Annotated in this window: 10 protein-coding genes; 9 read left to right on the plus strand and 1 reads right to left on the minus strand. The window is 57.9% G+C overall.

The features are described 5' to 3' along the window. Positions 1 to 91 precede the first annotated feature (91 nt). From GOW48_RS16530 to amaB, 8 genes are all read left to right on the plus strand, one after another. Positions 92 to 1,657 (plus strand): ABC transporter substrate-binding protein, encoded by a 1,566-nt coding sequence (locus tag GOW48_RS16530; protein ID WP_170755312.1) that lies wholly within the window; start codon positions 92 to 94, stop codon positions 1,655 to 1,657. A gap of 4 nt (positions 1,658 to 1,661) precedes the next feature. Continuing rightward, positions 1,662 to 2,609: a glutathione S-transferase family protein gene (locus tag GOW48_RS16535; protein ID WP_170755313.1), complete on the plus strand. Its 948-nt coding sequence runs from the start codon at positions 1,662 to 1,664 to the stop codon at positions 2,607 to 2,609. Positions 2,610 to 2,657: 48 nt separating this feature from the next. Continuing rightward, the gene (locus GOW48_RS16540; protein ID WP_170353866.1) at positions 2,658 to 3,635 is read left to right on the plus strand and encodes an ABC transporter permease; all 978 of its coding nucleotides are present in this window, start codon (positions 2,658 to 2,660) and stop codon (positions 3,633 to 3,635) included. Beyond that, the gene (locus tag GOW48_RS16545) at positions 3,632 to 4,582 is read left to right on the plus strand and encodes an ABC transporter permease (protein ID WP_170353864.1); all 951 of its coding nucleotides are present in this window, start codon (positions 3,632 to 3,634) and stop codon (positions 4,580 to 4,582) included. Before GOW48_RS16540 ends, GOW48_RS16545 begins: the two co-directional genes overlap by 4 nt. 4 nt (positions 4,583 to 4,586) lie before the next feature. Continuing rightward, positions 4,587 to 6,296 (plus strand): ABC transporter ATP-binding protein, encoded by a 1,710-nt coding sequence (locus GOW48_RS16550; RefSeq protein WP_170755314.1) that lies wholly within the window; start codon positions 4,587 to 4,589, stop codon positions 6,294 to 6,296. Positions 6,297 to 6,492: 196 nt separating this feature from the next. Next, complete coding sequence (locus GOW48_RS16555) at positions 6,493 to 7,668, plus strand: 2-aminoethylphosphonate--pyruvate transaminase (RefSeq protein ID WP_170755315.1); 1,176 nt, start codon at positions 6,493 to 6,495, stop codon at positions 7,666 to 7,668. Positions 7,669 to 7,781: 113 nt separating this feature from the next. After that, a complete protein-coding gene (locus tag GOW48_RS16560; RefSeq protein WP_170755316.1) occupies positions 7,782 to 8,888 on the plus strand; it encodes a saccharopine dehydrogenase family protein in 1,107 nt (368 codons plus the stop codon). 18 nt (positions 8,889 to 8,906) lie between these two features. After that, entirely contained in the window at positions 8,907 to 10,403 is a 1,497-nt protein-coding gene (gene amaB / locus GOW48_RS16565) for an L-piperidine-6-carboxylate dehydrogenase (RefSeq protein WP_170755426.1), read from the plus strand. A gap of 36 nt (positions 10,404 to 10,439) precedes the next feature. Here the strand turns inward: amaB and GOW48_RS16570 are convergent, their stop codons facing one another. After that, the gene (locus GOW48_RS16570) at positions 10,440 to 12,017 is read right to left on the minus strand and encodes a DUF5928 domain-containing protein (protein WP_170755317.1); all 1,578 of its coding nucleotides are present in this window, start codon (positions 12,015 to 12,017) and stop codon (positions 10,440 to 10,442) included. Between the two features lie 130 nt (positions 12,018 to 12,147). Here GOW48_RS16570 and GOW48_RS16575 point away from each other — a divergent pair, with 130 nt between their 5' ends. Further along, positions 12,148 to 12,966, plus strand: a complete 819-nt coding sequence (locus GOW48_RS16575; RefSeq protein WP_170755318.1) for a sulfotransferase family protein — start codon at positions 12,148 to 12,150, stop codon at positions 12,964 to 12,966. Positions 12,967 to 13,478 lie beyond the last annotated feature (512 nt).

The following is a 13,478-nucleotide window of genomic DNA, read 5'->3' on the forward strand; positions in this document are numbered from 1 at the left end:
CGCGCCCTGTTTTTTGTTTCGACCTGAGATTTCCTTGCGCAGGCGAAAAAAACCAAGAAAACTTGAACGCAGAGAACAGGGAGAGATAAAAATGATCCTTAGAAACAGTGCCATTGGCCTGGCCCTGCTGGTTGCGACCAGCGTTCAGGCGGCCGAGTTCAAATGGGCCTCGACCACCGATCCGCAGACTATGGACCCGCACGCCGTCAACTCGGCCCCGGTTCTGGGTTTTCTCAACAATGTCTACGAAGGGTTGGTGCGCCGCGGCAAGGACATGACAGTCGAACCCGCGCTGGCCGTAAGCTGGGAGCCGATCGGAGAGGGTGAAGGCTGGCGATTCAAGCTGCGTGAGGGTGTGACCTTTCACGACGGCAGCACCTTCGATGCGCAAGACGTGCTGTTTAGCTATCAGCGGGCCTCGGGCGAGTCGGCGGATACGCGCAGCTGGTTTGCGCCGGTCAGTGAGGTGATCGTAGTCGATGACTATACGGTCGATATCATGACCTCGGCGCCGAACCCGCTGTTCCCGTCCTCGATCGCCAACTGGATGATCATGGATCAAGGCTGGACCGAGGCGAATGACGCCGTGGTGCCCGATAAGGAAACCGGCAACTACGCCACGATTAATGCCAACGGCACCGGCGCGTTCAAGGTGACGGCCCGCGAACCGGGGCTTAAGACCGTGTTAGAGCCGCATGGCGACTGGTGGGGCGAGGTCGAACACAACATTACTCGTGCCGAGTTCAACCCAATCCAGAACCCAGCGACTGCTGTTGCGGCGCTGCTGTCGGGTGATGTGGACATGATCAATCCTGTGCCCATTCAGGACGTTGCACGCCTCAAGGAAAACGCCGATGTGGACGTCATTCAGGGGATCGAGGCGCGTGTAATCATGCTGGGTTTCGATCATGAAGCCGAGACGCTGAAATACACCGATGACGCGGGCAAACCGAACCCTTTCCGTGATGCGCGGGTCCGTCAGGCGGTGGCGCAGGCGATCAATGTGGATGCAATTCTGGCCACGATCATGCGCGGCAATGCCGAAGCCGCCTCGCAACTGGTAAGCCCGGCTATGAGCGGCTATTCCGCGGCCAATGCAGACCGCCCCGCCTTTGATGTCGAAGGTGCCAAGGCGCTTCTGGCCGAGGCGGGCTACGGGGATGGGTTCTCGTTCGGGCTGAAGTGCCCCAATGACCGCTATCTGAATGACGAACCGGTCTGTCAGGCCGTCGTCACCATGCTGGCGCAGATTGGGATCACGGCGGAACTGGATGCTATGCCCGTCCGCAACTACTGGCCAGAGCTGCGCGAGGATAACTACGACATGTATATGTTGGGCTGGAGCCCCGGCACATTCGACGCCGAACATCCCGTTCGCTTTCTGGTAGCCACGCCCAACGAGGAAAAGAAGCTGGGCAGCTGGAATTTCGGCGGCTACTCGAACGAACGGGTGGATGAACTGTTGCCGATGATCCAATCCGAGCTGGACGCGACGAAGCGTCAGGCCATGCTGGATGAGGTGACGGCCATCTATCAGGACGATCATGTCTATGTGCCGATGTATGTGCAGCCTCTGGTTTGGGGGACCGGCAGCAATATCGACCTGACACAACGCCCGGATAACTTCTTCATCCTGCGCTGGGTTACGGTGAACTGACCGCATGGGTGTCATGATTGCCGGGGTCTACCATGTGGACGACCCCGCCCCCGACACATCGCTTGACGGCGCATACCGTCGTCAGACGTCGTCCATCCGCAACGCTCTGCCCGACGGTCCGTACGGGCCGGGGCGGTTCCACCTGTATGCCGCGTGGAATTGCCCTTGGGCGCATCGGGTCCTGCTGACGCGCGCCGTTAAGGGATTGGAGGAGTTGATCACCGTCGCCTATGCCCGCCCGCGCCGCACGCCGGACGGTTGGGTGTACGACACCGATGGTGACTATGCCGATCCTCTGTTCGGTGTCACCGCGTTGCATCAAGCCTATGCAAAGGTTGATCCTGCTTATACCGGGCGCATCACCGTGCCTTTGTTGTGGGATCGCGCCAAAAACCGCGCGGTGTCGAATGAATCCGCCGATCTCGTGCGTATGCTGGGCACGTTAGAAGGCTATGGCCCCAATCTGGCCCCGCCAGAAAAGCTGGATCAGATCAACGCCTGGAACGATAAAATCTATCCGCGCCTGAACAATGGCGTCTATCGCGCCGGGTTTGCCCGCACGCAAGAGGCGTACGAGGCCGGGTTTCACGACGTCTTCGCCATGCTGGACGAGATCGAGGCGCATCTGGCCACTAATCGATACCTGTGCGGCGACGATCTGACCGAGGCCGACCTGCGCCTGTTCCCGACACTGGCGCGGTTCGATGTGGCCTATCACTATGCCTTCCGCTGCAATTTGCAGCGTCTGGTGGACTATCCGCATCTGTGGGGTTATGCGCGGGATCTGTATGCCCGACCTGAAATAGCCCGAACAGTGAAACCCGAGATCTATAAGGCCGGATATTTCTCACCCTCCGAGTTGCGAAACCCGCTGGGGATTGTGCCATTGGGGCCACAGATAAACTGGGCTGAGCCACAGGATCGGGCCAGCTTGTCCTCTGCGACATCTTGACCATTTGGACAGGGCGTGCGTAGAGAGGCAGATCAACGGGGAAACTAAATGTTCGCATATATCGTTCGAAGGATGTTCCAATCCGTGATCGTGCTTTTGGTCGTGGGTCTGGTCGCTTTTTCCATGTTCCGATTTGTCGGCGATCCGATCGACAACATGCTGGGGCAAGAGCGCACCCAGGCCGATATCGACCGGCTTAGGGGCGAGCTTGGGTTGGATAAGCCCTTCCCGGTCCAGTATTTCAAGTTCCTGCAAGGGGCCGTTCAGGGCAATTTTGGCGTCTCTTACCGCCAGGGTCGTCCGGTTTCGACCATCATCGCAGAACGTGCACCCGCGACGCTGGAACTGGCTTTTGTGTCAGGTTTCCTGGCCATTACGATGGGCATTGCTCTGGGCGTGTTCACAGCGATCCGACGACAAGGGATCGCGGCGAATGTGATTATGACCGTCAGTTTGATCGGGGTTTCGTTGCCAACCTTCCTGATCGGGATTTTGCTGATCTATATCTTCTCGGTCGAACTTGACCTTCTTCCCAGCTTCGGGAGGGGCGAAACCGTTATGATTGGGAACTGGTCTACGGGATTTTTGACGTCGTCGGGCCTTAAGGCGTTGATCCTGCCTGCGATCACGCTGGGCCTGTATCAGATGACGCTGATCATGCGGCTTGTGCGGTCCGAGATGCTGGAAGTGTTGCGCGCCGACTACGTTCGTTTTGCCCGTGCCCGCGGATTGTCGGACCGGGTGATCAACTTCCGCCACGCGCTGAAGAACACACTGGTGCCGGTGATCACCATTACCGGTTTGCAACTAGGATCGATCATTGCGTTCGCCATCATCACCGAGACGGTGTTCCAATGGCCGGGCGTCGGTCTGCTGTTCATCAACGCGATCCAGTTCGTCGATATCCCTGTCATGGCCGCCTATCTGATGCTGATTTCGGTCATGTTCGTGACGATCAACCTGATTGTCGATCTTCTTTACTATGCTATTGACCCGCGCCTGCGTGTCGACGCGAGGGCCACATGACCGATATTCTCGATACCCCCAAAGCGCCGGAAAAGTCGCGGTTCGCCAAGTTCTGGGACGGCGACTTCGCATGGTCCTTTCGGCATTCACCTGTGGCTATTGTCGCGACTCTGGTTGTCGCCATACTTGTGCTTTCGGCGATCTTTGCGCCGCTGATCGCGCCCTATAATCCGTTCGATCCGTCCTCACTGAACCTGATGAACGGGTTTACGCCGCCCGGAACACCCAACGCCTTTACGCAGGAGACGTTCCTGCTGGGAACCGACGATCAGGGGCGCGACGTGTTCTCGACCATCCTGTACGGGATGCGCGTTTCCCTGTTCGTGGGCGCATCTGCCGTGCTGTTGGCCTTGATCATCGGCATCGTTCTTGGGCTGGTCGCGGCTTATTTCGGCGGCTGGATTGAAACGCTGATCATGCGGGTCGCCGATGTGCAGCTGACTTTCCCGGCCATTCTGGTTGCCATGTTGATCTTTGGTATCGCCAAAGGCGTCACTCCACCGGAATACCGCGATGAGATGGCGATCTACGTCCTGATCGTCGCCATTGCCCTGTCCGACTGGGTCCAGTTTGCCCGTGTTGTGCGTGGTGCGGCGTTGGTCGAGAAAAACAAGGAATACGTCCAGGCCGCCCGTCTGATCGGGCGCGGATCCTTTCCGATCATGTTCCGTCACATCCTACCCAATGTCCTCAGCCCGGTTCTTGTGATCGCCACGATCTCGCTGGCTTTGGCGATCATTGCCGAGGCGACGCTCAGCTTCCTCGGCGTGGGCGCCCCACCGACCCAGCCTTCTCTGGGGACACTGATCCGCATCGGGCAGGGTTTCCTGTTCTCGGGTGAGTGGTGGATTCTGTTCTTCCCGGCCTGCACCCTTCTGGCGTTGGCCTTGTCTGTGAACCTGCTGGGCGACTGGCTGCGCGACGCGCTAAACCCCAAGCTGCGGTGATTTCATGAGCCTTCTGACGATCAATGACCTTACGGTCGAATTCCCGACCCGCCGCAAACTGTTCACTGCCGTGGACCATGTGGACCTGTCGGTGGAACCGGGCGAAATCCACGGGCTTGTGGGCGAATCCGGGGCCGGTAAATCCACCATCGGTGCGGCAATCATGGGCCTGCTGGATCGCCCCGGCCGTATTGCCAGCGGTACCATCCGGCTTAGCGGTGATCAGATCAGCGGTCTGGACGCCGACGCGATGCGTGGGCTGCGCGGCAAAAAGATCTCTATGATCTTTCAGGACCCGCTGACCTCGCTGAACCCGCTGTTCACTGTGCGCGAGCAACTGGTCGAGACCATTCAGGCGCATCTGGGTGGTTCAGATAGTGAGGCCAACAAACGCGCCCGCGATCTGATTGACCGGGTTGGTATCCCTGACCCCGATACACGGCTAGACCAGTACCCGCACCAGTTCTCGGGCGGGATGCGGCAGCGTGTGGTGATCGCTCTGGCGTTGTGTACTGAGCCTGACGTGATCATCGCGGATGAACCGACGACGGCGCTGGACGTGTCCGTTCAGGCGCAGATTCTGGACCTGATCAAGGAACTGGCGACCGAACGTCAGGTAGGGGTTATCCTAATTACCCACGACATGGGCGTGATTGCCGACACCACCGACAAGGTGACGGTGATGTATGCGGGTAAAGTGGTCGAAAGCGGCCCTACGTCTCGGGTCATGGGCCAGCCGACCCACGAATACACCAAGTCCCTGATCGCCGCCGTACCGCGCCCAACACTCAAACTGCACCGGTTTCCGCAGATCAGCTATGGCGGGCGCGAAACCCGCTTTGCGATAGAAGATATGGCCCGCCACTGGCCCAAGGTGGACAATGACACCAGCAAGCCGGTGTTTGAAATCCGTAACCTGACCAAGAAGTTCCTGCAAAAGCGCGGACTTCTGCCGTGGGACCGCACCTATTTCACCGCTGTTGACGATGTCAGCTTTGATATCCGCGCGGGCGAGGTGTTTGGCGTGGTTGGTGAATCCGGTTCGGGCAAGTCCACCGTCGCGCGGATGATTGCCGGGCTTTACCCTGTTGATGGCGGCACGATCACCTTCGAAGGGCAGACGGTCAGCGATCTGACCAACAAGGCCGCGCTGGATGCCTATCGCAAGAACATCCAGATGATATTTCAGGACCCGTATTCCTCACTCAACCCCCGGATGCGGGTGGATGAGATTGTGGCAGAGCCGATCCGTCATCACAAACTGATGGACGGTGCTGACATCAAGCGCCGTGTGGATGAATTGCTGGATCAGGTTGGGCTGGGTCATGAGGCTGGGCTGAAGTATCCGCATGAATTCTCGGGCGGTCAGCGTCAGCGGATTTCCATTGCGCGCGCGCTTGCCACGCAGCCGCGCTTCCTGATCTGTGACGAACCAACCAGCGCGCTGGACGTGTCTATTCAGGCCCAAATCCTGAACATTCTGAAGGATTTGCAAGAGCATCTGGGTCTGACCCTGCTGTTCATCAGTCATGACCTGCCGGTCGTGCGCCAGATGTGCGACCGGGTTGCCGTGATGAAACAGGGCAAGGTGGTAGAACTGCAAGAGACCAACGATCTGTTTGCCAATCCGCAGACTGAATATGCAAGCGAACTACTTCGGCTGATGCCCAAACTGGACGATCTGTCCATCGAAGGGCTGAGCCCCGAGGCATGAACACCACAATCCGACCCGCCCGGTACATCAGACCCTGAAGGGTTTGTCGTGCCGCGGGGAGGTGTCGTGATAATAAATCACATGTCAGATTTCTGACAGCGGGCATGTCATACAAAAAAGCTATGACGCATATCCTAAAGAAGTAAATCTCAATACAGTGACCGGGCCAAACCGCTTTTCAAAAAGGCCGTGCCCGATGACTTCCTTGCCCCGCCCGCAACTTGGTGAGCCTTACTTGCTGACACCAGGTCCTCTGACGACCTCATATACCGTGAAACAAGCGATGCTGCGCGACTGGGGTAGCTGGGATAGCGACTTCCGCGCCATGACAGCCGAGTTGCGCGCGCGGCTGCTGAGCCTGCTGGGCGACGGGCACGAGGCATATGATTGCGTTCCGATGCAGGGCTCGGGCAGTTTCGCGGTCGAGGCGATGCTGACCTCATTCATCTCGCAAGATGGCAAGGCGCTGGTGCTGGCCAACGGGGCTTATGGCAAACGGGCGGCGCAGACGCTGGACTATGCCGGGCGGGCCTTTGTTGTGTTGGACAAGGGTGACTATCTGCCGCCGCGTGGGGTCGAAGTGGCACAAATTCTGGCTGATGATCCGGCGATCACCCATGTGGTTGCAATCCATTGCGAGACCAGCTCAGGTATCCTGAACCCTCTGCACGAGATTTCACAGGCCACCGAAGCGGCGGGCCGCAAGCTGTTGATCGACAGTATGTCGGCTTTTGGTGCGATCCCGCTGTCCCCCAGCGAATATACGTTCGAGGCGATGGTTTCCTCGGCCAATAAATGTATCGAAGGCGTACCGGGTTTTGGTTTTGTGTTGGCCCGCAAAACGGCGCTGGCCTCGGCCAAGGGGAATTGCCCCTCGCTCAGTCTGGACCTGTACGCGCAATGGGACGCGATGGAGAAAACCGGCCAGTGGCGCTTTACCCCACCGACTCATGTGGTTGCCGCCTTTCTGCAAGCATTGAACGAACACGCAGCCGAGGGTGGCGTGGCCGGGCGCGGCGCGCGTTATGCGGAGAACCGCGATGTGATGGTCGCGGGGATGCGCGCGCTGGGGTTTGAAACCCTGCTGCCGGATGCGTGGTTGTCGCCCATCATCGTGACATTCTTTTGCCCTGCCGATCCGCGTTTCGAATTTACGCGGTTCTATGATCTGATGAAGGAACAAGGCTTTATCATCTATCCCGGCAAACTGACCGAGGTGGACAGTTTCCGCATCGGCTGCATTGGCCGCATGGATGCCGAGGTCATGCGCGCTGTTGTGGCGGCAGCGGACCATGCGCTGAAACAGATGGGGGTGCGTAGCGCCGCACCGCCTGCAGCGGCAATCGCTTCACGGATGGCGCAAGTCGGATAAATGACGGAAGTACCGTCAAAGTGACGGAATAATCGATAATTTCGTCAAGATTGCCCCTGCGGACCGAACAGCCGTGCCTTCATACTTTCCCAAAACGAATGAGGAGGCGCGTTTTGAGCTGGAATATTTGTGTCATCGGAGCAGGCAAGATCGGTCAGATGATCGCTGCCCTGCTGAAATCATCATCCAACTACTCGGTCACAGTGGCCGACCGCGATCTGGCCGCGTTGTCGGGATTGAACCGGCAAGGTATTTCCACACGGCAGATTGACGTCACCGATGCGGTGCAACTGACCAAGGGGTTGGATGGGTTCGACGCGGTGATCTCGGCCGCGCCTTTCTTTCTGACGCCGCAGATTGCCAAGGCGGCCAAAGATGCCGGTGCGCATTACTTTGACCTGACCGAGGATGTCGCCGCCACCAATACCGTGCGTGATCTGGCCGAGGGAAGCGAAACCGCTTTCATGCCACAATGTGGTCTGGCGCCGGGTTTTGTCGGCATCGCCGGGGCGGCGCTGGCGGCCGAGTTCGATACGCTGGACAGCCTGCATATGCGGGTAGGGGCGTTGCCTCTGTTCCCGACCAACGCGCTGAAATACAACCTGACATGGTCCACCGACGGGCTGATTAACGAATACTGCAACCCTTGCGATGCGATCGTGAACGGCGCACGGGTCAAGACCGCCCCGCTGGAGGATTACGAGCGGATCGGCCATGACGGGGTGGAGTATGAGTGTTTCAACACCTCGGGTGGATTAGGTACGCTGCCCGAAACGCTGGACGGCAAGGCGCGGGCGGTGTCCTATCGCTCGATCCGGTATCCCGGACACTGCGATATCCTGAAACTGTTGCTGAATGATCTGGGGCTGGAACGTCGGCGCGATCTGCTCAAGGATGTTTTCGAGACCGCCCTTCCGCGTACGGATCAGGATGTGGTGCTGGTTTATTGCACTGCCAAAGGCCAGATCGACGGGGTACTGCGCGAGAAATCCCTGATCAACAAAAGCTATGCCCGCACCATCAAAGGCCAGACTTGGAGTGCCATTCAAGTCACCACCGCCGCCGGTGTTCTGGGTGTGGTCGATCTGATGCGCACCAGTGCGCTGCCTTCCAAGGGCTTTGTCCGGCAGGAACAAGTGGTCCTGTCCGATTTCCTAAACACCGAATTTGGCCAGCTGTACCGCGCTGGCGATGCAACCCAACAAAACAAGGCGGCCTGAGATATGAAAGACATCGTGATGACTGCGCAAACCACCCTTGCCAATCTGGACCTGACAGCGGCTGAGCTGACCGGCGGTTCGCTGGCCGTGCACTCGCCCATCGACGGCAGCCTGCTGGCCGAGGTGCATGAAACCCCGGCGGGCGACATGGAGACGGTGTTTGCCAATGCCAAAACTGCATTCAAAGCCTGGCGCACAGTGCCCGCCCCGCGCCGGGGAGAACTGATCCGCCTGCTGGGCGAGGAACTGCGCGCCGCCAAGGACGACCTGGGCGCGCTGGTCAGTTGGGAGGCGGGCAAGATCACCTCCGAAGGTTTGGGCGAAGTGCAGGAGATGATCGACATCTGCGACTTTGCCGTGGGTCTGTCGCGGCAGCTTTATGGTCTGACGATTGCGTCCGAGCGCCCTGGCCACCGGATGATGGAGACATGGCACCCGGCGGGGCCAGTCGGCGTGATTTCGGCCTTCAACTTCCCGGTTGCGGTGTGGTCGTGGAACGCGGCGATTGCGCTGGTCTGCGGCGATACGGTGATCTGGAAACCGTCGGAGAAAACACCGCTGACCGCGATGGCCTGTCAGAAGATCTTTGAACGCGCGCTGGCCCGGTTTGGCGATGCGCCCGACCATCTGCTGCAAACGCTGATCGGCGGTGCCGCGCTGGGCGAGGCGCTGGTGGCCAGCGAGGATGTGCCGGTGATCTCGGCCACCGGCTCCACCCGCATGGGCCGCGCAGTGGCGCCTGTGGTGGCGCAGCGGTTCGGCAAGTGCATTCTGGAACTGGGTGGCAATAACGCGATGATCGTCGGCCCTTCGGCCGATCTGGAAATGGCGGTGCGCGCAATTGTCTTCTCAGCCGTGGGAACAGCCGGTCAACGCTGCACCACGCTGCGCCGCCTGATCGTACACAACTCAATCCGCGAGGAACTGGTGGGCCGCCTGAAGAAAGCCTATGCCGGTCTGCCTATCGGTAACCCGCTGACTGAGGGCACGCTGATTGGCCCGCTGGTCGATGAGGCCTCGGGCGCGGCCATGACGGCCGCGCTGAAGGCCGCCGAGGCCGAAGGCGGCGCAGTTTTCGGCGGTCAGCGCGTGACCGAGGGCGTGCCCGATGGCGTCTATATGCAGCCCGCCATTGTCGAGATGCCTGGCCAGACGGCCACCGTAAAGACCGAGACCTTTGCGCCGATCCTCTATGTGATGGGCTATGATGATTTCGATAACGCCATCGAGATTCAGAACGACGTGCCACAAGGTCTGTCGTCCTGCGTATTCACCCTGAACATGCGCGAAGCGGAACAGTTTCTGACCGCAGCCGGATCGGATTGCGGCATCGCGAACGTCAATATCGGGCCGTCTGGGGCCGAGATCGGCGGAGCCTTTGGTGGAGAAAAAGAAACCGGCGGTGGGCGCGAAAGCGGCTCGGACGCCTGGAAAGCCTATATGCGGCGGCAGACCAATACGGTGAATTACTCGGCTGAATTGCCTCTGGCACAGGGCGTGAAGTTCGACATCTGAACAAGCAGCCCGGCGGCGCACAACAGCGCCGCCGGATCAATCCGCGAAAAGGTAATCCAGCTGCATGATCGCTTGCGCCTTTTCTTTCGATACACGCAGAAACCGGGCAACCGCAGCCTCGTTCTCGGCCCGCGAATTTGTCTCGCGCAAGCGTGTGTATTCATCAAGTGCGGCGTTTCTGATCAATTCAGATTCATAGGCCAAGGCATTGCGCAGCGTTGGAACTAATGGCGCAACAGTGTCCGCAGGACTATCCACCCCGGCCAATCCGACACGTCGGGCATGACCGATCAGGTAGTCGTCAGAATACTGACATTCTATCTCTAACACATGGGTTTTGGCTTGATCGGCGCAGAAATCCTTGATGATGTCCAGGTTGGCCGGATCGACGCACAAGACCAGAGCATCACTTTCAAAGCATTCAAACAGCATCCGCACGACGGCACGCCGGTGGCGCGACCGTTTCAACAATGTTGTTTCTATACCGCCCAAGTCGGGTAATTGGGTATCATCTTCGTTGAACAGGTATTCGACGCAAGGAACATCCGTTTCCGAGGCGATTTGGTCGACAAGGCGCTTGGCGACATGCCACTTTTTGCAAACGACCACGAACAGCTCGCGCTCGGACCCCAGAGTATTGCTGGCTTCCCAGAAGCGTTGCCCATGTCGACGCCCGACACGGCCACGTCCTGTCAGAAAGCTATAGAGGTTGCGGCCTTCGTTCGAGATCGGGAAATCAACGCCCTTGGTTGCATAAAGGCGGCCCAAACGTTCTTTCAACTCGTGAGCCTCGGGGCTGATTTTGCGGGCGAACAGGTAATCCTGACCCAACAACATGTCATAGTGATCGTTGTAAAACGTCACGGGCATCCCGTAGTCCGAGAACATCAGGAAAGTGGGGGTGCGGTTGTCGATCTCTTCTTTTGGCACAAGATGGCGCACAAGCGTTTGAAAAAACGTCTCGTCCGGAATCCAGGTGGTTGAGAAAAACCGTTTCACGTCCGGCCTCTTGCGCAGGAAATCCAGGATCATCTCGATCGTGCGGCGGCGCAGGCACCACCATTGGCTGCCGATCATCACCTGAATATCCGCCGGAACCTCGCGGGTCAGGCCAAAGCGTTTCTGCAATTCGTATGAGGTATAGAAGGGCCAGCTTTGCGTGCGTTCGTTGAAGAAATGGCGATAGATCAGCCGGTCTTCCTTCATCCCGGTTTTGATCCAATTGCTTTCGAAGAAATCGTGGCATTCCACGATATCCATGTCCTGCTCGGCCAGAAAAAGATGCGTGTATTCCGCAGTCTTGATGGCCATGCAATCGCCGGACAGCATGTAGAAATGCGTGGCCCGGGGAAACGCATGCACCGCAGCCTGCAAGGCGTACAGTGTCGCTTGAACCAGGGACCATTCCCCCCAACCGCACTTGATCCGCTTGCCGGCAAAGGTCACATTCGGATTGTCTTTCAGCGCATCCTGTATGCGTTGAAACACCACCGCATCGGCGCGGGCATCAAAGTGTATAGACATACAGTCACCGGCCGCAGTCAGCTGTTCGGCCTGCGCTATGATTGCGTCCGGATCTTTATGACACAGAAGGATATAGGCAATGCGCGCCATGTTGGTTCATTGTTTCCCATTTTCGCCCGGTGCCACCCGTGATACTGAGGATGAACGATTGAATAAACAGAATATTTTTGGTTTTTTGCAATGAAATGCGAGTGCGGCAAACCGCATAGGAGGCTTGCAGATGGGTTTTCCCGGAACATGGATGACCGAGAGTGAAAGCATGGTGTACCGTGTGGTACCGAAATGCGCTTGCTCGACCATCGGGCAAATCATGTATTACTCGGATCACGGTCAGTTTTTTGACGGTGACATCCATGACGCCAAGGATGGGATGCACAAATGGGCTTTTGACGGCAGTCAGGGGCCGATCTCGGACAATGTCAGGTCGCATGCGTCCTATGCGTTCACATGCGTGCGCAATCCATACACCCGGATTTTAAGTTCGTTTTTTGACAAGATCTGCGGGATTCAGCGCAACGGAAAACGGTATCGAGGGAACCTGGTACCGACGCTGATCTATAATTACGGGATCGAGGTTGGCGGCGATGACGGCAAGGGCGAGTTCGACCAGATCGCCAGTTTCCGCCGATTTCTGCTGTTTGCGCGTGATACGATCCGTTGGCGCAGGCCGATGGACCCCGATATTCACTGGTCGGCTATGTCAGGTCATGTCTCGACCTTTATCGTCAACGGCGGGCGGTATGACCGGATTTTCTGGACCGAAGCGTTTAATGACGGAATGCAGGACGTTCTAAACCATCTGGAGACGCCGCACGGTGTGGACCTGTCCCAGATCCCGCGCTTCAACGAGTCCGATGGTCACGGCCCCAAGCGCGCCCACCCGGTCGAGGATTACTTCGACGATTTGTCGATGCATCTGGTCTATGAAATCTACAAACAGGATTTCGAGCTGTTCAAATATGATTTCGAGAACCCTGCGAACAAAATGCCAATCGGCGAGATTGATCTGGACGAGGTTCACGCCAAACTGGGCGATTGAGGGGCCGCAGGCGCCCCCGGGCAGATGCATTTGTCTAAGGCATGATTTGCACATGAGCGTCTGCTTTGAGTCCACTTTGATGTACGCTGTGCATTGCACAAGCGGAGGCAATGCGCAGAAAGCGGACTTCTCGCAGTTAGGCGAATACCCTGTGCGGATAGTCATTCGGGCTTTGGTGAAGGTCGGAAAAGCAACCACAGCAGACGAAACAGATTGCGCTTAAACTTATGGAAAGCTGCTAACTGGTATCACTAATTGCGACTTGTTGACCGCAAGGAGGAGAGCACACCGACTTCTAGTCGCGTCTATGCTGCTATGCGCGAGGTTTCGTTTGTTGGACTCAAGTTTGACAGGCGCTTTCGCAGCGGCAACATTCTCAGGAGGCGCTGGTGAAAATCGGCCACTAGCACAGGAAATCCATCTTTTTCTCGGCGCAGCAAAAAGACAGAGAATCCAGTAAGCCTCGTTCTCGGATAAACTGAAGTTTCGTGCAACTAGCGACGCGTCTTCAA

Source organism: Ruegeria lacuscaerulensis (assembly GCF_013033355.1).
Taxonomy (GTDB): domain Bacteria; phylum Pseudomonadota; class Alphaproteobacteria; order Rhodobacterales; family Rhodobacteraceae; genus Ruegeria; species Ruegeria lacuscaerulensis_A.

Bases quoted from the DNA above. Each gene is read 5' to 3' on its own strand.
- GOW48_RS16530 (WP_170755312.1), top strand. From the start codon at position 92: ATGATCCTTAGAAACAGTGCCATTGGCCTGGCCCTGCTGGTTGCGACC.
- GOW48_RS16535 (WP_170755313.1), top strand. From the start codon at position 1,662: ATGGGTGTCATGATTGCCGGGGTCTACCATGTGGACGACCCCGCCCCC.
- GOW48_RS16540 (WP_170353866.1), top strand. From the start codon at position 2,658: ATGTTCGCATATATCGTTCGAAGGATGTTCCAATCCGTGATCGTGCTT.
- GOW48_RS16545 (WP_170353864.1), top strand. From the start codon at position 3,632: ATGACCGATATTCTCGATACCCCCAAAGCGCCGGAAAAGTCGCGGTTC.
- GOW48_RS16550 (WP_170755314.1), top strand. From the start codon at position 4,587: ATGAGCCTTCTGACGATCAATGACCTTACGGTCGAATTCCCGACCCGC.
- GOW48_RS16555 (WP_170755315.1), top strand. From the start codon at position 6,493: ATGACTTCCTTGCCCCGCCCGCAACTTGGTGAGCCTTACTTGCTGACA.
- amaB (WP_170755426.1), top strand. From the start codon at position 8,907: ATGACTGCGCAAACCACCCTTGCCAATCTGGACCTGACAGCGGCTGAG.
- GOW48_RS16570 (WP_170755317.1), bottom strand. From the start codon at position 12,017: ATGGCGCGCATTGCCTATATCCTTCTGTGTCATAAAGATCCGGACGCA.
- GOW48_RS16575 (WP_170755318.1), top strand. From the start codon at position 12,148: ATGGGTTTTCCCGGAACATGGATGACCGAGAGTGAAAGCATGGTGTAC.